This window comes from Pseudoxanthomonas japonensis (genome assembly GCF_010093445.1).
Classification (GTDB): Bacteria; Pseudomonadota; Gammaproteobacteria; order Xanthomonadales; family Xanthomonadaceae; genus Pseudoxanthomonas_A; species Pseudoxanthomonas_A japonensis.
Map to the genome: position 1 here is coordinate 24,911 of NZ_PDWW01000024.1, position 21,425 is coordinate 46,335.

Genomic DNA, 21,425 nt, shown 5'->3' on the forward strand with positions numbered 1-21,425 from the left:
GCCGAATACGGTGATTCGGCTTACTGCAGGACACCCATCAGTTCGACGTCGAACGTCAGCGTCGCGTCCGGACCGATCTTGCCGCCCGGAGCACCGTTCGGGCCGTAGGCGAGGTTGGACGGGATCCAGAAGCGGTACTTCGCGCCCACCGGCATCAAGGCCACGCCTTCGGTCCAGCCGGCGATGACCTGGTTCAGGCCGAACTCGGCGGGCTCGCCGCGCGCGTAGGAGCTGTCGAACACGTCCCCGTTGAGCAGCTTGCCTTCGTAATTGACGCGCACGCGGCTGCTGGACATCGGGCGCTGGCCGTTGCCCTGGCGCAGCACCATGTACTGCAGGCCGGACGGCGTGGTGACCACGCCCGGCTTGACCTTGTTCTCGGCGAGGAACTTCGCGCCTTCATCGCGGTTGCGCTGGCCGGCGGTGGCCTGGCGCTTGGCGAGATAGGCCTGCATCTCGGCCTGCGCCTGCTCCACCGACAGCAGCGGCGTGCCGGTCTTGCCGGTGATCGTGCGCACGGCCTGCACCAGCGTCGCGGGGTCGATCTCGTCCTTGAACGGCAGCAGCGACGGGCCCACCACGTACGTGCCCAGGAACAGACCCACCTTGGCCTTGTCGACCGGCGGCGGCGCGCTGCCCGGCGGCATGCCCGGGATGGGCTGGCCATCGGCGACGGCCAGGTTGACGCGCAGCAACTGGTCGGTCGCCTGCGCTTCCTGCTCGGAGATGAGGTTCGGCTTGCCTTCGAAGGTGTTGACGAGCGCACGCTGGAACGCGGCCGTATCGAGGAACGGCCCGACCGGCTGCAGCGAGTTGCCCACGTCCACGCCGATGGCGTAGCTGACCTTGTCGCGCTCGGTGGTCAGCGCGGTTTTTTCCTGTGCAGACACGCTGCCTCCCAACATCGAAAACGAGATTGCCAACAACACGGCTGCGCCGCGAACCGACCGCTTCATCCTTCCTGCTCCTGGAACCTGCGCCACGATGGCGGCGCCAAACCGATATTGTGGCACGCCGGCCACCTGCCGAGGCACCGCGTCAACGCGCAGCGCGCGGTGCCTTCAGTTCGCGCTCGATGGCAGCGACCAGCGCAGGATCGTCCGGCGCCGTCTTGCTGGGGAAATTCGCGACCACGCGGCCATCCCTGCCGATCAGATACTTGTGGAAGTTCCACGCGGGCGCCGTGCCCGTCGCCTGCGCGAGCGACTTGTACAGGGGCGTGGCGTTGTCGTCGGTCACGACGACCTTTTCGAACATGGGGAACTTGACGCCATAGGTCAGCGTGCAGAACTCCTGGATCTCCTTCTCGCTGCCCGGCTCCTGGCCCTTGAAGTCGTTGGACGGGAACCCGAGCACCGAGAAGCCCTGGCCGGCGTATCGCTGGTGCAGGGACTCCAGTCCTTCGTACTGCGGCGTGTACCCGCATTTACTTGCCGTGTTCACGATCAGCAGCACCTGCCCCGCGTACGCCTTCTTCAGGTTCACCGGCGCCTTGCCCGCCAGCGGACGGTAGCTGACGTCCAGCAAACCCGCTGCCAGGGCCGCTGCGGACACGCCCGCCAGGACCATCAACATCAGTATTTTCAACGACTTGAGCTTCATTTCACTACCCCGCTAGTGCGAACATCACAAGTATGCCTTCAGTTGGGTGACAAAACGTTCCCGGACAGTTGACGACCCGTGTTTTGGTGTTATAGTTAAATACAACACCACTCACCCAACTCACGGGGAGATGCCATGAACCAGAAACTGACCCACACGCTGCCCAGCCTGGCCGTCGGCGGCCTGCTGCTGGCGGCGGGCGCATTGGCGGCCATGTCCGGCGGCCGCACGTCCGAGGTGGATCCCGCGACGCTGGTGGGCGCGCTGGAAACGGACGTCGGCGAGATCACCGGCGAAGGCACCGCGGCGGACCCGGCCCAGCACAAGCGTCGTGCGCGGGCCTCGCTGGCCATGCCGTACTTCTCCTTCGGCCAATCCCTGCGTCCGAGGAGCTGACCCATGGCGCCCATCCAATGGAGCGACGGTGCTCCCATCTACCGTCAGCTGAAGGACCGCGTGATCGCCATGATGCTGGACGGCATCCTGAAGCCGGGCGACGCGCTGCCCTCCGTCCGCCAGGTGGCGGCCGAGTACCAGCTCAATCCGATTACCGTTTCGCGCGCTTACCAGGAACTGGCGGATGAAGCCCTGGTCGAGAAGCGCCGCGGCCTGGGCATGTTCGTCACCGACGAAGCCGCCCGGAAGCTGCGCGGCAGCGAGCGCGAGCGGTTCCTGACCGAGGAGTGGCCGGCCGTCGCCGAGCGTATCGAGCGCCTGGGTCTGTCCATCGAAGAGTTGCTGCAATCCAAGGGGATCAAGTGATGAATGCTGCAATCGCCAATACCGTGGTGTCGGCCCACGGCCTGCGCAAGGCCTACAAGAACAAACTTGCGCTGGACAACACCAGTTTCGAGATCGAAGCCGGCAAGATCATCGGCCTGATCGGCCCGAACGGAGCCGGCAAGACGACCGCGTTGAAGGCCATCCTGGGCCTGACGCCGTTCGAAGGCCAGTTGAAGGTGCTGGGCCTGGATCCGCGCAAGGACCGCGACGAGCTGATGAAGGATGTCTGCTTCATCGCCGACGTCGCCGTGCTGCCGCGCTGGATGAAGGTCAAGGAAGCCATCGACTTCGTCGCCGGCGTGCACCCGCGCTTCGACCGCGCCAAGTGCGAGCGCTTCATCGCCAATACCCAGCTCAAGCCCAACCTGCGCGTGCGGGAGATGTCCAAGGGTATGATCGTGCAGCTGCACCTGGCGCTGGTGATGGCCATCGACGCCAAGCTGCTGGTACTCGACGAGCCCACGCTCGGCCTGGACATCCTGTACCGCAAGCAGTTCTACCAGCGCCTGCTGGAGGACTACTTCGACGAGCAGAAGACCATCATCGTCACCACGCACCAGGTGGAGGAGATCGAGCACATCCTCACCGACGTGATGTTCATCCGCGACGGCAGGATCGTGCTGACCTCGCAGATGGAAGAAGTCGCCGAACGCTACACCGAAGTGCTGGTCAGCGGCGACGCCGTCGACCAGGCCCGCGCCCTCAAGCCCATCGACGAGCGCGCCCTGCCCTTCGGCAAGACCGTGCTGCTGTTCGACGGCGTACCGAAGGGGCATCTCGCCGCCCTCGGCGAAACCCGCACCCCAGGCCTGGCCGACCTGTTCGTCGCCATCATGAAAGGAACCTACGCATGAACGCCGTGACTTCGACGTTGGGCAAATCCTCCAAGCCGGGCGCGTTCACGTGGCTGCTGAAGCGCGAGTTCTGGGAGAACCGCGGCGGCTTCTTCTGGGCACCGGTCATCACCGGCGGCATCTTCCTGGTGCTGAACCTGATCCTCGCCGTCATCGGCAGCATTTCCGCACGCGGCCAGTTGAACGGCGACGGTTTCAGCATCGAAGAGGCGCCGGAAAAGGCCCACCAGATCGTCGGCGGCATCGGCGACGGCATGCTGCTGGGCGGCGTGATCCTGGCCTGCGTGGTGCTGGCCTTCGTGGTCTTCTTCTATGCGCTGGGCACCCTGTACGACGACCGCCGCGACCGCAGCGTGCTGTTCTGGAAGTCCCTGCCGGTGTCCGATACCCACATGGTGCTGTCCAAGCTGGCTTGGGCGCTGGTGCTGGCACCGCTGCTGGCGGTAGGCGTCGGTATCGTGATCGGCGTGGCGATGTGGCTGATCTTCGCCCTGACCGTCTCGGTCAATGGACTGCCCGTGGGCAGCGCGGTCTTCACCCACTCGCATCCGCTGCGCATCATCGGCGGCGTCATCGCCTCGCTGCCCGTGTACATGCTGTGGGCGCTGCCGACGATCGGCTGGCTGATGTTCTGCTCGGCCTGGGCACGCAGCAAGCCGTTCCTGTGGGCGGTGCTGGTGCCGGTGCTGGCCTGCGTGATCATCAGCATGACCGATATCCTGCCGAGCCTGGCGGTCCGCCACGACCTGATCTGGTACACGGTGGTCTACCGCGGCCTGTTGAGCATCCTGCCCGGCGCCTGGTTCCCCACCCTGCCGGGCGGCGCGACCAACCCGCACGCCGACTTCAATACGCCGGACGACCTGGCCAACGCCATCGACCTGACCCGCAGCTGGGAGGCGTTCGCGACGGCCGACCTGTGGATCGGCGCCGTCATCGGTGTTGCCCTGATCGCCGGTGCGATCTACCTGCGCCGCTGGCGCGAGAGCGAATAAGCACGCCCCCTCAGGCGGGCCACGACCGGCCCGCCGCTGACAAGGACATGGATATGCACACCTCTCTTTCCCTCATGCGCCCTCTCCTCGTCGTCGGCATGCTTGCCCTCGCCGCTTGCCAGCCGGCAGACAGCAGCAAGACACCCGCGGGTGTCGCCGCCAAGGCGATGGACGAAGCCGCCAACAGCCTGGGCGACGCCAGCCAGGAGATGGAAAAGGCACGCCAGGAGATCGCCACCGCGCGCGACAAGCTGGCCCTCGCCAACCTGTCGCTGAATCGCGACACGACGCAGCATCTGGCGAAGGCGGAGATCACACCCGCTGGCGATCTGCTGATCGAAGGCAAGCGCATCGCCACCACGCCGGAACAGAAGGCGCTGGTGCTGGCGTACCGGCACGAGTTGCTGGGCGTGGTGGGCGACGGCATGGCGATCGGCCTGGAGGGCGCGCGCGTCGGCATCGATGCCGCCGCCACCGCGCTGAAAGGCATGCTGTCCGGCCAGAGCGGCGACGATATCGGCAAGCAGGCAGGCGAACAGGCCAAGGCCAAGCTCAAGCCGATGGTCGCGCAACTGTGCACGCGCCTGCCCGGCCTGCTGACGGCGCAGCAGGCACTGTCGGCCGCCCTGCCCGAATTCGCACCCTACGCCACGATGGACCAGTCCGACGTGGACGACTGCGGGGATGCGAACGGCGACGGCAACTGGACCTTCTGAACGCGCAGCCGCGCACGCGTGGCCAGGCTTCCACGACCTCGACATCCATCGAATTCCATTCTGGGGAGAAACCGGATATGCGTACCCTGTCCATCCATCGTGTCCTGATGCCGTTGCTGTTCGTCGGCCTGTTGCCGCTCGCCGCGCCTGTCGCCAATGCCAAGGACACGGATATCCGAAGCGAGATCAGCAGGGACCTGGCCGATGCGCGCAATGAAGTGCGCGCGGAACTGGCCGACGCCCGCCGCAAGCTGGAAACCGACAACCTGGAACTGGGCGACAACCTGCACTTCAGCAAGTCCGGCAAGCGCCGCGCCGATGACGACAAGGTGCTGCCGAAGGCGGAAATCACGCCACAGGGCGACTTCCTGATCGAGGGCAAGCCAGTCGCCATCGACGGCCGCCAGCGGCAGGACCTGTTGCGCTATCGCCACCAGGTGATCGACATCGCCAAGGCCGGCATCGACATCGGCGAACGCAGCGCGCAGGTGGCGCTGGAGGCGGTCGACCGCGGCTTGTTCAGCCTGATGGTCAGTGCCATGACCGGCAACCTGGAGCGGCGCATCGAGAAGACCGTCAAGGAAACCGTCGAACCGGGCGTGCGCCAGATCTGCCGCACCCTGCCCGACCTGCACGCGACCCAGCAGCGCCTGTCGGCGAGCCTGCCGCAATTCCGCCCCTATGCCACGCTGGACGCGGACGATGCCGAGAATTGCGAGAAGGACCTGCGCCGCGAATTCGCGATGCGATAGATCCGCCATCGCCGTTCCCCGCCCTGCCCCGCTCCCGGAGACCCGACGATGCGTACCGCCCTGTTCGCCACCCCGCTGCTCGCACTGCTGACCGTGTCGAGCCCCGTCCTGGCGGCAGACCGCTACTGCAAGCACGAAGCGCCGCGCCAGCTCACGCTCGACATCGGCGACGCGAAGACCGTGGTGTTCGACGTCGGCCCGCACGACCTGACGGTGGCGTCGCGCGACGGTGCGCCGGCGACGATGAAGGGCCGGGCCTGCAGCAGCCATGCGGATCGCCTGGACAACCTGAAGATCGAACAGCGGCGTGCCGGCGACAAGCTGATCGTGCGGATGTACTTCGACGGCAAGTCCAGCGGCGTGTTCTTCGGCAGCCACTACGCCTACATGAACCTGACGGCCACCCTGCCAGACCACCTGCCCGTGCAGGTGAAGGTCGGCTCGGGTGAAGCCGAGGTCACCGGCGCGCCGGTATTCAGTGCCGATGTCGGCTCCGGACACGCCGTGGGCCGCAGCATCCGCGGACTGGCCGCCGCGTCGGTCGGCTCGGGCGACATCGACATCCACGGTGCCGGCAGCCTGAAGGTCGTCTCGATCGGTTCGGGCGACGTGGACGCCGACAACGTGCAGGGCGCCACCCATGTCGGCAGCATCGGCTCGGGTGGTTTCCGCCTGTCGCGCAGTGGCAGCGTCGACATCGGTTCGATCGGTTCGGGTGGCGCCGAACTGCGCGACATCGCCGGCGATGTGGTCGTCGGTTCGGTGGGCTCCGGCGGCGTGGACGTGCGCAACGTCGGTGGCGCGCTGACCGTGCGCTCGGTCGGCAGCGGCGATGTCGACCACGAGGGCGTGAAGGGCCGGATCGATATCCCCAAGCGCCGTTGATCCCGGAGGAACGACCATGATTATCCGTACGCTCGCACTCGCCCTGTCCGCTGTCCTGCTGCTCGCCGCCTGTTCGAAGGGCAGCGATGACGACAGCGACGCCGCCCGGTCCAACGCGCTGTGGGGCCAGAACCTGAAGCTCAGCGCCAGCGGCCATCCGCGTGCCGAGATATCGGCCAAGGGCGATTTCATCGTCGACGGCAAGCAGGTGCCGGTCACCGACCAGCAACGCGCATTGCTGGTCGCCTACCACCAGGAACTCGGCGGCATCGCCGATGCCGGCATAGCGACCGGCAAGGAAGGCGCCAAGCTCGCGGGCAAGGCCGTCGGCGCCGTCGTGAGGGGCATCTTCAGCGGCAATCCCGACCAGATCGACCGCGAGATGGAAGCGGAAGGGAAAAAGATCGAAGCGCACGCCATGAAGATCTGCGACCACCTGCCCGGCCTGTACAAGGCGCAGCAGGACCTGGCCGCGGCATTGCCCGCCTTCCAGCCCTATGCCGGGATGGAACTGGACGACATCGCCGAATGCCGCGCCTCGCAGGACGAACACCGCGAGGCGGGCCAGGAGATCGGCCGCGCCATTGGTCAGGCCGTCAAGGCGACACAGGGCGACGCGGCCCAGGAAGCCGATGCCGCGGCAGCGGAACCGACGCCTGCTCCCACGCCCTGATCGCCTCCGGCCACCAGCGCCCTGCCGGCGTCTTCTTCAGCCACCGCCACCGCCCGGCTTGCCGTGGATGCCGCCCTTCGCCAGCACGGCGGGGTCCAGCAGCGGCTTGAGCGTCTTCTCGGGGAGTCCGGTGACCTCGCGCGCGACGTCGAGCACCGGCCGGTTCTGTTGGTACGCCTGCTTGGCGATCGCAGCACCCTTCTCGTAACCGATCACCGGGTTGAGCGCGGTCACCAGGATCGGATTGCGGTCCAGCGCTTCCTGCACACGGTCGTTGCGCACCTTCAGCCCGGCAATGCAGTCGTCGGCCAGCAGGCGCGACACGTTCGACAGCAACTGGATGCCGTCCAGCAGGTTGTTCGCGATCAGCGGCAGTGTGACGTTGAGCTGGAAGTTGCCGGTCTGCCCGGCGACGGTCACGGCCGTGTGGTAGCCCATCACCTGCGCGCAGACCATCACCGTGGCTTCCGGGATCACCGGATTGACCTTGCCCGGCATGATCGAACTGCCGGGCTGCAGCGCCGGCAGTTCCACTTCGCCCAGGCCGGCAAGCGGACCCGAGTTCATCCAGCGCAGGTCGTTGGCGATCTTGGTCAGCGCGACAGCAAGTGCACTGAGCTGGCCGGAGAGCTCGACCGCGTCATCCTGCGCGGCGAGGCCTTCGAACTTGTTGGCGGAGCTTTCGAAGCGCGTCTTCGTCATCGTCGACAGCACCTTCGCAACGCGCGCGCCGAAGCGCGGATCGGCGTTGATGCCGGTGCCGATGGCGGTGCCGCCCAACGGCAGGCGGCGCACGCGCTTCAGCGTGTCCTCGATGCGGGCCTGCGCGGAAGACAGCTGTGCCGACCAGGCCGAAAACTCCTGCCCGAACGTCAGCGGCATGGCGTCCATCAGGTGCGTGCGACCGGTCTTGACCACCTTGCCCAGCGCCTTGCCGCGCACATCGATGGTCTTGCGCAGGTGCGCGATGGCCGGCAGCAGGTCTTCCACCACCGCCAGCTGCGCCGCCACGCGCAGGGCCGTGGGGATCACGTCATTCGAGCTCTGGCCGAGATTGACGTGGTCGTTCGGATGCACGGCCGCCTTGCCGGCGCGCGATGCCAGCGTGGCGATCACCTCGTTGGCATTCATGTTGGACGAGGTGCCGGAGCCGGTCTGGTACACGTCGATGGGGAAATGCGCGTCGTATTCGCCTGCGGCCACCGCCTCCGCCGCGCCCTGCACGGCGTTGGCGATGCCCTTCGGCAGCAGACCCAGGCCGGCGTTGACCTCGGCAGCGGCCCCCTTCACCACGCCCAGTGCCCGGATGAAGCCGCGCGGCATCGGCCGACCAGAAATGGGGAAGTTCTGCACCGCGCGCTGGGTCTGAGCGCCCCACAGCGCCTCGGCGGGCACCTGCAACTCGCCCATGCTGTCGTGTTCGATGCGGGTTCGTGCAACACGGGCCTTGCCCGCGGTCTTCTTGCTGGTCATCAACCGTCTCCTGGAGGGATTCACGGCTTGCGCGCCGGCACGGGGCCGGTGGCTGGCGGGGCCACAGGATACGCCAGGCCGTAAGCAGGCCTTCCCGGGGTAAAATGGAACGCTCCCTTTCAGCCGCCCTCGTCCCCCATGTCGGATTCGTCCCTGCTCGCCCTGTCCCCGCTCGATGGCCGCTACGCCGGCAAGGTCGACGCGCTGCGCCCGATCTTCTCCGAGTACGGCCTGATCCGCGCCCGCGTGAAGGTCGAGGTGGAGTGGCTGCTGGCGCTGGCCGCCGAGCCGGGCATCACGGAGCTGCCGGCGTTCTCCGCGGCCCAGCAGGCGAAGCTGCGCACCCTGTCCGACGGCTTCAGCGTGGCCAATGCGGCCCGCGTCAAGGAGATCGAACGCACCACCAACCATGACGTCAAGGCGGTGGAGTACTTCATCAAGGAGCAGCTGAAGGACGACGCCGAGCTCGCGCCCGCGCTGGAGTTCGTCCACTTCGCCTGCACCAGCGAGGACATCAACAACCTGTCCTACGGCCTGATGCTGGAACAGGCACGCCGCGAAGTGCTGCTGCCCACGCTCGACGGCATCACCGCCACGCTGCGCACCCTGGCACACGCGCAGGCCGCGCAGCCGATGCTGTCGCGCACGCATGGCCAGACGGCCTCGCCGACCACGCTGGGCAAGGAGATCGCGAACGTCGTCGCCCGTCTCGAGCGCCAGCGCGCCCAGATCGCCGCGGTGGAACTGACCGGCAAGATCAACGGCGCGGTCGGCAACTACAACGCGCACGTGGCCAGCTATCCGGACGTCGACTGGCCGGCGTTCGCGCAACGCTTCGTCGAAGGCCTTGGCCTGGTCTTCAACCCGTACACCACGCAGATCGAACCGCACGACAACGTCGCCGAGATCGGCGACGCCGCGCGCCGCGCCAACACGATCCTGATCGACCTGGCCCGCGACATCTGGGGCTACATCTCGCTGGGCTACTTCAAGCAGCGCCTCAAGGAGGGCGAAGTCGGCTCTTCGACGATGCCGCACAAGGTCAATCCGATCGATTTCGAGAATGCGGAAGGCAACTTCGGCATCGCCAACGCGCTGTTCGAGCATTTCAGCGCCAAGCTGCCGATCAGCCGCTGGCAGCGCGACCTCACCGACTCTACGGTGCTGCGCGCGCTCGGCACGGCGTTCGGCCACACCCAGGTTGCGCTGGACTCGCTGGCCAAGGGCCTGGGCAAGCTGGAAGTGAACCCGCAGCGCCTCGACGCCGATCTCGACGCCGCCTGGGAAGTGCTGGCCGAAGCCGTGCAGACCGTGATGCGCCGCCACGGCTTGCCGAACCCGTACGAGCAACTGAAAGCGTTGACGCGCGGCCAGGGCATCACGGCCGACTCGATGCGCGCCTTCATCGAATCGCTCGACCTGCCGGCCGACGACAAGCAGCGTCTGCGCGACATGACGCCGGGCCGCTACACGGGTCTCGCTGAGCGGCTCGCACGCACCATCTGACGCGCGGGATACAAAGGAACGGCGATGCACCTGCTGATCAACATCGACGTTCCCGACCTGCCCGCCGCGGAAGCGCTGTATACGCAGGCCTTCGGGCTGAGTGCCGGGCGTCGCTTCGGCGACGGTGGTGTGGAATTGCTCGGTGCGCAGGCGCCGATCTACCTCCTGCAGAACGCCGCCGGCTCCATCGCAGCCGCCGATATGCCCCGCGACTACACCCGCCACTGGACGCCCGTGCACCTGGACGTGGTGGTGGATTCCCTTGAGCCTGCCCTCGACCGCGCCCTGCGGGCCGGGCTGATGCAGGAAACCGACATCCGCGACGCGAACTGGGGCCGCATCGTGCGGCTGGCCGATCCCTGGGGCCACGGCTGGTGCCTGCTGCAGTTCGTCAATCGCGGCTACGACGAGATCGCCACATGACGCTCCGCTCCACCCTGCTTTCCGCTCTGGTCGCGCTCGTGCTTCCCTCCGCCGCGCTCGCTTCCGACGCGACCACGGCCAAAGCCTGCGCCGACGATGCCGGCTGGAACGATCCCGCCATGCCGCTGAAGGTCTACGGCAACACCTGGTACGTCGGCACGTGCGGCATCAGCGCCTTGCTGGTGACCTCCGATGAAGGCCACATCCTGGTCGACGCCGCCACGCCGCAGGCCGGCCCGCAGATCCTCGCCAATATCCGCGCCCTCGGCTTCAAGCCGGAGGACGTGCGTGCCATCGTGTTCTCGCACGAGCACTTCGACCATGCCGGCAGCCTGGCCGAGTTGCAGCAGGCCACGGGCGCGCCGGTGTATGCGCGTTCCCCTGCCGTTGCCACGCTCAAGCGCGGCGCCAGCGATCGCAGCGATCCGCAGCATGAGGTACTCGATCCGTTCGCGCCGGTCCAGCAGGTGGTCGTACTCGACGACGACGGCGTGGTGCGTGTCGGTCCGCTCGCCCTGCAGGTCGTTCCCACGCCGGGACACACGCCCGGCGGCACCAGCTGGACTTGGCGCTCGTGCGAGGGCGACGACTGCCGGCAGATGGTCTATGCCGACAGCCTGACCGCGATCTCCGACGATGTGTACCGCTACAGTGACGATGCGGCGCATCCCGGTTACGTGGCGGCATTCCGCGAGACGCTGGCCCGGGTCGCGGCACTCGAGTGCGACATCCTGGTGACGCCACATCCGTCGGCCAGCCAACTCTGGTCCCGCATCGGTCCCCGCGCCGACCGCCCGCTGGTCGACACCAGCGCCTGCCGCACCTATGCACGGACCGCGACGCAGCGGCTGGACAAGCGGCTCGCGGACGAAGCGTCGAAGCCCCCCGTGCCTGCGCCTTGATCGGACGCAATGACGACCGTCGCCCTGCGGTGAATGCTGCCGCCCTTCCTTTCTGCTGAAAGCCTCCCCCGATGAACACCACATCCTCCCGTCGCCCCAAGCACCTGCCCTTCGAGGTGGACGCCACGCAGCAACAGCCACTCGGCATGCCGGCCGACCGGTTCCTGCGCGATTACTGGCACAAGCGCCCGTTGCTGATCCGCAACGCGTTCCCGGACTTCGAGACGCCGGTGCAACCGGAAGACCTCGCCGGCCTGGCCTGCGAAGAGGGCGTGCTGGCGCGCATGATCAGCCTGGACAAGGCGAGCGGCGTCTGGGACGTGCGCACGGGTCCGTTCCAGGAGGAGGACTTCCCCGGCCTGCCCGACCACGACTGGACCCTGCTGGTGCAGGACGTGGACAAGTGGGATGCCGATGTCCGCCAGTTGCTCGAACAGTTCCGCTTCCTGCCGCGCTGGCGCGTCGATGACATCATGATCAGCTTCGCCGCCACGGGCGGTTCGGTGGGTGCGCACGTCGACCACTACGACGTGTTCCTGTTGCAGGCGCAGGGCGAGCGGCGCTGGATGATCGATGCCAGCGTCGCGATGGGGAAGCCGGCACCTGACCTGGCCTTCCAGGACGACGTGGCGATCAAGCTGCTGCGCCGCTTCGACCCGACCCACGAATGGGTGCTGTCGCCGGGCGACATGCTGTACCTGCCGCCGCTGGTCCCGCACCACGGTGTCGCCGAGAATCCGTGCCTGACGTTCTCGGTCGGCATGCGTGCGCCGTCGTCGGCCGAACTGATCGGCGACTACCTGGATACGCTGATCGCCGATGCGGACGACGCGATCCGTTACCACGACGAAGACCTCACCGCGCCGCAGGACCCCAACGAGATCGACGCCCGCGCGATGGAGCGCGTGGTCGAAGCCTTGAACGCGCTGCGCATGAACGATCCGGACCTGGTCGGCGACTGGTTCGGCCGCTTCATCACCACCTACCGTGCCTCCGGCGATGTCATGCCGGCACCGGATGCGCCGTCGCGCATCGAGATGGAATGGGACCTGCAGCGAGGCGCGCATCTGCTGCGCCATCCGTTCTCGCGCGTCGCCTGGCGTCGGCGGCGCAAGGGCGCAACCCTGTTCTGCAATGGCGTGGACTACGCCTTGCCGGTCAAGGAAGCCCAGCAGCTCGCCGCCCTGGAAGGGCTGGACGGCGCCACCTACGCCGCGCTCAGCGAGGCCGGCCGCGATGCGGTGATGGCACTGGCGGCGCAGGGCCACTACCAGCTGGCCCTGCCCGGCGACGACCAGGAAGGCGAGGACGAGGACGCATGAGCGCCACGCGCGACTACCACGTCGATGCCATCGACTACGCCACCGATGCGGGCGCGGTCCACCAGGTACGCGACGTGGTGTTCGTGCAGGAACAGCAGGTGCCGCGCGAGCTGGAGCGCGACGCGCTGGACCCGCTCAGCCACCACGTGGTGGCCCGCGATGCCTCGGGTACCTCGATTGGGACGGCGCGGCTGACCCCCGAACACCGGATCGGCCGCATGGCGGTGCTGTCGGCGTGGCGCGGTCGCGGCGTCGGCGACGCGCTGCTGGCCGCCCTGCTGGATGAAGCGCGCCGGCGCCAGTGGCCCGACGTATCGTTGCATGCCCAGGTCGCCGCCGAGGCGTTCTATGCGCGGCACGGCTTTCTGCCGGAGGGCGAGCGCTTCTTCGAGGCCGGTATCGAACACCAGACCATGCGGCGCGTGCTGGCCGGACCGGGCAGCATCGCCCACCGCGCCGAGGCCGTGGCCATCACCACGGCCATCATCGCGCAGGCCCGTCGTGCATTGGTGGTCTACAGCCGGGCGCTCGACCCCGGCCTGTGGGACGCGCCCGCCGTCGTCGACGCCCTGCGCCGCTTCGCCACGCGTCAGACGGGCGCGCAGGTCCAGCTGTTGCTGCAGGACGCCGCCACCCCGCAGCGGGCGCTGGCACCCCTGATCGGTCTGGGCCAGCGCTTGCCCAGCGTGTTCGCCTTCCGCGAAGTGCAGGACCCCGTGGACCTGCCCTACACCGCCGCCTTCGTCGCCAACGACGACCACGGCTACTACTTCCGGCCGCTTGGCCACCGCTTCGACGGCGAAGCGGGACTGTCGCACGCGGGCCGCGCGCGCCAGCTGCGCGAGGAGTTCTCGCAGATGTGGGAACGTGCGCGGCCGGTCAGCGAGTACCGCGCACTCGGTATCTGAACACCCCTGCCTCCTCGCGTGGCGCATCGCCCCCGCGGGCCGGCATCCTGCGTCTTTAGTCCAATCCGGTTACGCCCGCTTCCCGGCATGGGGGTATAATTTCCGGGTTTTCGTCCATGTCCGTGGGACATCGCACGACATGGACCGCAAGCGCCCCTCGACTACCCCACCGAATCCCATCGTGGACAATCTCCTGAAGCAGTTCGCGCAATCCTCGCAGCTCAACGGAGGCAACGCCTCCTACGTCGAAGACCTGTACGAGCAGTACCTCGTCGCCCCGGACAGCGTGGGCCCCAAGTGGAAGGCCTACTTCGACGGATTCAAGGGCCGCGAGGCCGGTGATGTCCCGCACTCGGTGGTCATCCAGCAGGTCGCCGATGCCGCCCGCCAGGCCGGCAAGGGCGTGGTCGCGACCGGTGGCGGCGACGAACGCGAGCGCAATGTGGGCCGGCTCATCACCGCCTACCGTTCGCGGGGCCACCTCGGTGCGCAGATCGACCCGCTGGGCCTGACCCCGCCGGTCAATCCGCCGGACCTGGACCTGTCCTTCCACGACCTGTCCGATCGCGACCTCGACAGCGAGTTCAGCACCGGCAACGTCGGCGGCAACTCGCGCATGAAGCTGCGCGACCTGCTGGCCCGCCTGAAGGCGACCTATACCGGTCCCATCGGCGTCGAATTCATGCACATCTCCGAGGTCGAGCAGCGCCAGTGGCTCTACCAGCGCCTGGAGACCGCCGGCGGCCAGTTCGGCCTGTCCGACGACGCCAAGCGCCGCACGCTCGAGCGCCTCACCGCCGCCGAAGGCCTGGAGCGCTACCTGCACACCAAGTACGTCGGCCAGAAGCGCTTCTCGCTGGAAGGCGGCGATGCGCTGATCCCGCTGATGGACACCATGATCCGCAGCGCCGGCGAAGGCGGGGTCAAGGACATCGTGATCGGCATGGCCCACCGCGGCCGACTGAACGTGCTGGTCAACACGCTGGGCAAGAGCCCGCGCAAGCTGTTCGACGAGTTCGAGGGCAAGTTCGAGCACGACAACGACCTGGCGCACGCCGGCGACGTGAAGTACCACATGGGCTTCTCCGCCGACATCGCGACGCCGGGCGGCCCGGTGCACCTGGCGCTGGCCTTCAACCCGTCGCACCTGGAGATCGTCGACCCGGTCGTGGCCGGCAGCGTGCGCTCGCGCCAGGAGCGCCGCAACGACGCCGCCCGCCAGAACGTGCTGCCGATCATCATGCATGGCGACGCCGCGTTCGCCGGCCAGGGCGTGGTGATGGAGCTGTTCCAGATGTCGCAGGCGCGCGGGTTCGCCGTCGGCGGTACGCTGCATGTCGTCATCAACAACCAGATCGGCTTCACCACCAGCAACAAGGAAGACGCGCGCTCCACGCTGTACTGCACTGACGTCGCCAAGATGGTCGGCGCCCCGGTGTTCCATGTGAACGGCGACGATCCGGAAGCGGTGGTGTTCGTGGCGAAGCTGGCGTACGACTTCCGACAGCAGTTCAAGAAGGACGTGGTGATCGACCTGGTCTGCTACCGCCGCCACGGCCACAACGAGGCCGACGAGCCCGCGGCCACGCAGCCGGTGATGTACCAGACCATCCGCAAGCACGCGACCACGCGCGAGATGTACGCCACCAAGCTGGAAGGCGCCGGCGTCATCCCGGCCGAAGGCGGCAAGGCGCTGGCCGATGCATACCGCAACAAGCTGGATTCGGGCGAATACACCACCGAACTCGCCAAGCAGAAGGGCGACGAGCTGGCCATCGACTGGTCCAAATACCTGTCCGGCAAGCTCAGCGACCCGGTCGACACCCGGGTCAAGCGCAAGGCGCTGGACGCGCTGGCCAAGATCATCACCACCATCCCGGCCGGCGTCGTGCTGCATCCGCGCGTGGCGAAGATCTACGAGGACCGTGTGAAGATGGCGGCGGGCGAACAGCCGGCCGACTGGGGCTTCGCCGAGAACCTCGCCTACGCGACGCTGCTGTCGGAAGGAAACGGCCTGCGCCTGGTCGGCCAGGACGCCGGTCGCGGCACGTTCTTCCACCGCCACGCGATCCTGCACGACCAGAAGACCGACAGCTATTACCTGCCGCTGCGCCAGCTGGTCGAACAGCCGGAGCAGGCGACCATCATCGACTCGCTGCTCAGCGAGGAAGCGGTGATGGCGTTCGAATACGGCTTCTCGACCACCGATCCCAACACGCTGTGCATCTGGGAAGCGCAGTTCGGCGACTTCGCCAACGGCGCGCAGGTGGTGATCGACCAGTTCATCGCCGCCGGCGAAGCCAAGTGGGGCCGCATCAGTGGGCTGACGCTGCTGCTGCCGCACGGCTACGAAGGCCAGGGTCCGGAGCACAGCTCCGCGCGCCTGGAACGCTTCCTGCAGCTGTGCGCGCTGGAGAACATGCTGGTCTGCGTGCCGACCACCCCCGCGCAGGCCTACCACATGCTGCGCCGGCAGATGCGCATGACCACCCGCAAGCCGCTGGTGGTGATGACGCCGAAGTCGCTGCTGCGCCACAAGCTGGCGGTGTCCACGCTGGACGAGCTGGCCAACGGCGAGTTCCAGCACCTGATTCCCGACGCCACCGCCGACGCCAAGAAGGTCAAGCGCGTCGTTGTCTGCTCCGGCAAGGTCTACTACGACCTGCTGGAAGACGCGCAGAAGCGCGCCCAGGACGACGTCGCCATCCTGCGCGTGGAGCAGCTGTACCCGTTCCCGCGCGAACAGCTGGCCGCCGAGCTCAAGCGCTACAACAAGGCCACCGAGGTGGTCTGGTGCCAGGAAGAGCCGCAGAACCAGGGCGCGTGGTACCAGATCAAGCACCACCTGCAGGCCTGCCTGTCCGACAAGCAGACACTCGACTATGCGGGCCGCCCGCGTTCGCCCTCGCCCGCCGCCGGCCATTTCGCCGAGCACGTCGAGGAACAGCTGAAGCTGGTCGCCGACGCACTGGTCAACAAGCTCGGCAGCGGCAACGTCGCCGAATAAGCCCCTCCCATTTCATCGCACAACACCACCAGGACGTCCCATCCCATGGCCACTGAAGTCAAAGTTCCGGTTCTTCCCGAGTCCGTTTCCGACGCCACCATCGCCGCCTGGCACAAGAAGGTGGGCGACGCGGTCAAGCGCGACGAGAACCTGATGGACCTGGAAACCGACAAGGTCGTGCTGGAAGTGCCCTCGCCCGTCGACGGTGTGCTGAAGGAAATCAAGTTCAAGGAAGGCGACACGGTAACCAGCCAGCAGTTGCTGGCGATCATCGAGGAAGGCGCCGCAGCCGCTGCGCCGGCGCCCGCCGCCGAAGAGAAGAAGCCCGCCGCCGGTGCGCAGGAAGTGCAGCCGAAGGCCGAGGCCGCCAAGGCCGACGCCGCGGCACCGTCCAGCACCAAGCCCGCTCCGGGCGGCGCCGACGCGCTGCCGCCGGGTGCCCGCTTCACCGCCGTCACCCAAGGCATCGACCCGGCGAACGTGGAAGGCACCGGCCGTCGCGGTGCGGTGACCAAGGAAGACCTGGTCAACTACGCCAGCGGCAAGACCGCCGGCGTGTCCGGCGGCGCCCGTCCGGAAGAGCGCGTGCCGATGACCCGCATCCGCACGCGCATCGCCGAGCGCCTGATGCAGTCCAAGAACTCCATCGCCATGCTGACCTCGTTCAACGAAGTCAACCTGGCCAAGGTCATGGAGATGCGCAAGGAGCTGCAGGACGACTTCGTGAAGGCCAACGGCATCAAGCTCGGCTTCATGAGCTTCTTCGCCAAGGCCGCCGCCAACGCGCTGCAGCGCCACCCGATCGTCAACGCCTCGGTCGACGGCAACGACATCATCTACCACGGCTATTCCGACATCTCGATCGCCGTCTCCACCGAGAAGGGCCTGGTCACGCCGGTGCTGCGCAATGTCGAGCGCATGGGCTTCGGCGACATCGAGAAGGGCATCGCCGACTACGCCAAGAAGGCGCGCGACGGCAAGCTGGGCCTGGAAGACCTGCAGGGCGGCACCTTCACCATCACCAACGGCGGCACCTTCGGCTCGCTGATGTCCACCCCGATCGTCAACCCGCCGCAGAGCGCCATCCTGGGCATGCACGCCATCAAGGACCGCGCCATCGTCGAGAACGGCCAGGTCGTCGCCGCGCCGATGATGTACATCGCGCTGTCCTACGACCACCGCATCATCGACGGCAAGGACGCGGTGCTGTTCCTGGTCGACATCAAGAACCAGCTGGAAAACCCGCACCGCATGCTGCTGGGCATGTGATGCGCTTGAGCCCCTCTCCCTGCGGGAGAGGGGTTGGGGGCGCCCCATCAGCAGCTTGGCGCCCGTGAAGATGAACGAGCCGCAGCGAGTTGTAGAGACGAACTAGCGGCTGTTCATTTCCTCCACTCGCTGTGGCTCGTTCATCACTGCGGCTTACGGATAAGCGACTGCGGCACACCCTCATCCGGCGCTTCGCGCCACCTTCTCCCGGCGGGAGAAGGAAAAAGCAAAGGACTTCCAAATGGCTGAACAATTCGACGTCGTCGTCATCGGTGCCGGCCCGGCCGGCTACCACGCCGCCATCCGCGCCGCGCAGCTGGGCATGAAGGTCGCCTGCATCGACGCCGCGCTGGGCAAGGACGGCAAGCCCGCGCTCGGCGGCACCTGCCTGCGCGTCGGCTGCATCCCCTCCAAGGCGCTGCTGGATTCCTCGCACCAGTACCACAACCTGACCCACCAGTTCGAACAGCACGGCATCAGCGTCAAGGACGCGAAGATCGACGTCGGCACCATGGTCGGCCGCAAGGACGCCATCGTGAAGCAGTTCACCGGCGGCATCGCGCAGCTGTTCAAGGCCAACAAGGTGACCGCCTACTACGGCTTCGGCCAGTTGCAGCCGGGCAACGTCGTCAAGGTGAAGCAGCACGACGGCAGCGACATCGAACTGAAGGGCACCAACATCATCATCGCCGCCGGTTCGGATTCCATCGAACTGCCGTTCGCGAAGTTCGATGGCGACACCATCGTCGACAACGTCGGCGCGCTGGACTTCACCGAAGTTCCCAAGCGCCTGGCGGTGATCGGTGCGGGCGTGATCGGTCTTGAGCTGGGCAGCGTGTGGAACCGCCTCGGCGCCGAGGTCACCATCCTCGAAGCCCTGCCCGATTTCCTCACCGTCGCCGACAGCGAAGTGTCGAAGGTCGCCGCGCGCGAGTTCAAGAAGCAGGGCCTCGACATCCGCCTGGGCGCCAAGGTGTCGAAGACCGAGGTCACCGGCAAGGGCAAGAAGAAGGAAGTCGTGGTCACCTACAGCGACGCCGACGGCGAGAAGACGCTGACCGTGGACAAGCTGCTGGTCGCCGTGGGCCGCCGCGCCGCGAGCAAGGGCCTGCTGGCCGACGGCACCGGGGTGAAGCTCAACGAACGCGGCCAGGTGGAAGTGGACGCGCACTGCCACACCGGCGTCGATGGCGTCTGGGCGATCGGCGATTGCGTGCGCGGGCCGATGCTGGCGCACAAGGGCTTCGAGGAAGGCATCGCGGTCGCGGAGCTGATTGCCGGTCTGCCGGGACATGTCAACTTCGACACCATTCCGTGGGTCATCTACACCTCGCCCGAGATCGCCTGGGTCGGCAAGACCGAGCAGCAGCTCAAGGCCGAAGGCGTGGCCTACAAGGCCGGCTCCTTCCCGTTCGCCGCGGTGGGCCGCGCCGTGGCCATGGCGGAGCCGACCGGCTTCGTGAAGGTCATCGCCGATGCCGAAACCGACCGCGTGCTGGGCATGCATCTGGTCGGCGCCAACGTGTCCGAGCTGGTGCACGAAGGCGTGCTCACCATGGAGTTCAAGGGCTCCGCGGACGATTTGGCCCGCATCTGCCACGCGCACCCGTCGCTGTCCGAAGCGGTGCACGATGCGGCGATGGCCGTGCACAAGCGCGCGATCCACAAGCCCAACTGAGGCCCGCACGGCGGCGATGTCGCCGTCGTGATCCGCATGCGCCAGGCGATGCCTGGCGTTTTGCGTTTCAGACAACACGCACGACAGGACATCAAGCATGAAGAGCATCTGCGTCTACTGCGGCTCCAACGCAGGCAACAAACCCGCCTACACCGAGCGCGCCATCGCGCTGGGCGACCGCATCGCGAAGGAAGGCATGCAGCTGGTGTATGGCGGCGGTAACGTCGGCCTGATGGGCGTCGTCGCCGACGCGGTGCTCTCCGCCGGCGGTGAAGTGGTCGGCGTGATTCCCGAGCAACTGGTCAACTGGGAAGTCGCGCACAAGGGCGTGACCAAACTCGAAGTCGTCGCCAACATGCACGAGCGCAAGAAGCGCATGTTCGACCTGTCCGATGGCTTCGTCGCCCTGCCCGGCGGCTTCGGCACGCTGGACGAGATGTTCGAGATGCTGACCTGGCGCCAGCTCGGCATCGGCGACAAGCCCTGCGCGTTTCTCGACGTGGAAGGGTTCTACACGCCGCTGATGGGCATGATCGACCGCATGGTGGAGGAACGCTTCCTGCATCCGGAACAGCGCGATGACTTGTGGCACGGCGACGATATCGACGCGATGTTTGCGTGGATGCGCGCCTACAGTCCGGCGCAGGCGGACAAGTGGATGGACGAGAAGCGGCGGAAGTCGTTGCGGTGAGCGCCGTGTCCCGGCGAACGCTGGGGCGGACCCATCTGCATTTTCTTCAACGTTTCGGCACGCACAGACAATGGATTCCAGCTTGCGCTGGAATGACGGCGATTGGCGACTGCGTAATCCAGTCGACACCGCCCCCGCCCGTCGTCCCAGCGAACGCTGGGACCCATCTGCGCTGCTCCAAACGTTTCGGCACGTACAGACAATGGATTCCCGCTTACGCTGGAATGACGGGGGTCAGCGGCCGCACAGTTCAGCCCTTGCCACCTCCACCCGTCGTCCCAGCGAACGCTGGGACCCATCTGCACTGCTCCAAACGTTTCGGCACGCACAGACAATGGATTCCAGCTTGCGCTGGAATGACGGCGATTGGCGACCGCGCACTCTGGTCGATGCCACCTCCACCCGTCGTCCCAGCGAACGCTGGGACCCATCCGCACTTGCTCCAAACGTTTCGGCGCGCACAGACAATGGATTCCAGCTTGCGCTGGAATGACGGGAATCAAAGACCACATGGTTCAGTCCTTGCCGCCTCCGCCCGTCGTCCCAGCGAACGCTGGGACCCATCTGCACTTGCTCCAAACGTTTCGGCACGTACAGACAATGGATTCCTGCTTTCGCTGGAACGACGGGGATCGGTTTATAGTCGTGCCATGCGCACGAGATAGTCCAAGGACATCTTCATGCCGCGGGAACGGATTCCCTGTGTCTACATCCTGGCAAGTCAACCCAGAGGCACGCTTTACATCGGCGTGACCTCCAACCTGCCGGCGCGTATCTGGCAGCATCGGAACGACCAGGCCGACGGATTCACGCGCCGATACGGTGTCCATACTTTGGTCTGGTATGAAGTCCATGAGCAGATGGAATCTGCGATCCTGCGCGAAAAGACGCTCAAGGCATGGAAGCGGCTCTGGAAGATCCAACTCGTCGAAGATGCGAACCCAGCCTGGCGGGACCTGTATCCCGACATTACTTGAATGAAAGAG

20 protein-coding genes and 1 pseudogene are annotated in these 21,425 nt (G+C 66.8%); 18 read left to right on the forward strand and 3 right to left on the reverse strand.

The window, feature by feature from the left end; translation table 11 throughout:
- Window positions 1-20: 20 nt before the first annotated feature.
- The gene (locus CSC78_RS14930; protein ID WP_162338660.1) at window positions 21-956 is read right to left on the reverse strand and encodes an FKBP-type peptidyl-prolyl cis-trans isomerase; all 936 of its coding nucleotides are present in this window, start codon (window positions 954-956) and stop codon (window positions 21-23) included.
- Window positions 957-1,038: 82 nt separating this feature from the next.
- On the reverse strand, window positions 1,039-1,602 hold the full coding sequence (locus CSC78_RS14935; protein ID WP_162338661.1) for a glutathione peroxidase: 564 nt from the start codon (window positions 1,600-1,602) through the stop codon (window positions 1,039-1,041).
- 135 nt (window positions 1,603-1,737) lie between these two features.
- Here CSC78_RS14935 and CSC78_RS14940 point away from each other — a divergent pair, with 135 nt between their 5' ends.
- The 8 genes from CSC78_RS14940 to CSC78_RS14975 all read left to right on the forward strand — a co-directional run bounded on the left by CSC78_RS14940 (window position 1,738) and on the right by CSC78_RS14975 (window position 7,260).
- A complete protein-coding gene (locus tag CSC78_RS14940; RefSeq protein WP_162338662.1) occupies window positions 1,738-1,998 on the forward strand; it encodes a hypothetical protein in 261 nt (86 codons plus the stop codon).
- Window positions 1,999-2,001: 3 nt separating this feature from the next.
- Window positions 2,002-2,364 (forward strand): GntR family transcriptional regulator, encoded by a 363-nt coding sequence (locus CSC78_RS14945; RefSeq protein WP_062356164.1) that lies wholly within the window; start codon window positions 2,002-2,004, stop codon window positions 2,362-2,364.
- Window positions 2,364-3,239, forward strand: coding sequence for an ABC transporter ATP-binding protein (locus CSC78_RS14950; RefSeq protein WP_162338663.1), 876 nt, complete (start codon window positions 2,364-2,366; stop codon window positions 3,237-3,239). Before CSC78_RS14945 ends, CSC78_RS14950 begins: the two co-directional genes overlap by 1 nt.
- Window positions 3,236-4,234 carry an ABC transporter permease gene (locus tag CSC78_RS14955; RefSeq protein ID WP_162338664.1) on the forward strand — a complete coding sequence of 333 codons (999 nt, stop codon included), beginning with the start codon at window positions 3,236-3,238 and terminating at the stop codon, window positions 4,232-4,234. Before CSC78_RS14950 ends, CSC78_RS14955 begins: the two co-directional genes overlap by 4 nt.
- A gap of 74 nt (window positions 4,235-4,308) precedes the next feature.
- Window positions 4,309-4,950 carry a YggN family protein gene (locus CSC78_RS14960; RefSeq protein ID WP_162338665.1) on the forward strand — a complete coding sequence of 214 codons (642 nt, stop codon included), beginning with the start codon at window positions 4,309-4,311 and terminating at the stop codon, window positions 4,948-4,950.
- Window positions 4,951-5,027: 77 nt separating this feature from the next.
- On the forward strand, window positions 5,028-5,702 hold the full coding sequence (locus CSC78_RS14965; RefSeq protein ID WP_162338666.1) for a YggN family protein: 675 nt from the start codon (window positions 5,028-5,030) through the stop codon (window positions 5,700-5,702).
- Between the two features lie 48 nt (window positions 5,703-5,750).
- Entirely contained in the window at window positions 5,751-6,587 is an 837-nt protein-coding gene (locus CSC78_RS14970; RefSeq protein ID WP_162338667.1) for a hypothetical protein, read from the forward strand.
- 16 nt (window positions 6,588-6,603) lie between these two features.
- Complete coding sequence (locus CSC78_RS14975) at window positions 6,604-7,260, forward strand: DUF2884 family protein (RefSeq protein ID WP_162338668.1); 657 nt, start codon at window positions 6,604-6,606, stop codon at window positions 7,258-7,260.
- 36 nt (window positions 7,261-7,296) lie between these two features.
- Here the strand turns inward: CSC78_RS14975 and CSC78_RS14980 are convergent, their stop codons facing one another.
- Window positions 7,297-8,733 (reverse strand): class II fumarate hydratase, encoded by a 1,437-nt coding sequence (locus tag CSC78_RS14980; protein ID WP_162338669.1) that lies wholly within the window; start codon window positions 8,731-8,733, stop codon window positions 7,297-7,299.
- Between the two features lie 138 nt (window positions 8,734-8,871).
- On the opposite strand from CSC78_RS14980, the gene purB reads away from it, so the two are divergent.
- From purB to CSC78_RS15030, 10 genes and pseudogenes are all read left to right on the forward strand, one after another.
- Window positions 8,872-10,239, forward strand: a complete 1,368-nt coding sequence (purB, locus tag CSC78_RS14985) for an adenylosuccinate lyase (RefSeq protein ID WP_162338670.1) — start codon at window positions 8,872-8,874, stop codon at window positions 10,237-10,239.
- 24 nt (window positions 10,240-10,263) lie between these two features.
- Window positions 10,264-10,662, forward strand: coding sequence for a VOC family protein (locus tag CSC78_RS14990; RefSeq protein WP_162338671.1), 399 nt, complete (start codon window positions 10,264-10,266; stop codon window positions 10,660-10,662).
- Window positions 10,659-11,564, forward strand: a complete 906-nt coding sequence (locus CSC78_RS14995) for a subclass B3 metallo-beta-lactamase PJM-2 (RefSeq protein ID WP_162338672.1) — start codon at window positions 10,659-10,661, stop codon at window positions 11,562-11,564. The genes CSC78_RS14990 and CSC78_RS14995 overlap by 4 nt, the downstream gene beginning before the upstream one ends.
- Window positions 11,565-11,635: 71 nt before the next feature.
- A pseudogene (locus CSC78_RS15000) lies at window positions 11,636-12,880 on the forward strand (ribosomal protein uL16 3-hydroxylase); the annotation flags it as partial.
- Window positions 12,881-12,882: 2 nt separating this feature from the next.
- On the forward strand, window positions 12,883-13,794 hold the full coding sequence (locus tag CSC78_RS15005) for a GNAT family N-acetyltransferase (RefSeq protein WP_162338674.1): 912 nt from the start codon (window positions 12,883-12,885) through the stop codon (window positions 13,792-13,794).
- Between the two features lie 181 nt (window positions 13,795-13,975).
- Window positions 13,976-16,801 (forward strand): 2-oxoglutarate dehydrogenase E1 component, encoded by a 2,826-nt coding sequence (locus CSC78_RS15010; protein WP_162338675.1) that lies wholly within the window; start codon window positions 13,976-13,978, stop codon window positions 16,799-16,801.
- A gap of 45 nt (window positions 16,802-16,846) precedes the next feature.
- Window positions 16,847-18,070, forward strand: coding sequence for a dihydrolipoyllysine-residue succinyltransferase (gene sucB / locus CSC78_RS15015; RefSeq protein WP_162338676.1), 1,224 nt, complete (start codon window positions 16,847-16,849; stop codon window positions 18,068-18,070).
- A 241-nt stretch (window positions 18,071-18,311) separates the two neighbouring features.
- Window positions 18,312-19,748, forward strand: coding sequence for a dihydrolipoyl dehydrogenase (gene lpdA, locus CSC78_RS15020; protein ID WP_162338677.1), 1,437 nt, complete (start codon window positions 18,312-18,314; stop codon window positions 19,746-19,748).
- A 97-nt stretch (window positions 19,749-19,845) separates the two neighbouring features.
- Complete coding sequence (locus tag CSC78_RS15025) at window positions 19,846-20,439, forward strand: LOG family protein (protein ID WP_162338678.1); 594 nt, start codon at window positions 19,846-19,848, stop codon at window positions 20,437-20,439.
- Window positions 20,440-21,119: 680 nt separating this feature from the next.
- Window positions 21,120-21,416, forward strand: a complete 297-nt coding sequence (locus CSC78_RS15030) for a GIY-YIG nuclease family protein (RefSeq protein WP_162338679.1) — start codon at window positions 21,120-21,122, stop codon at window positions 21,414-21,416.
- Window positions 21,417-21,425 lie beyond the last annotated feature (9 nt).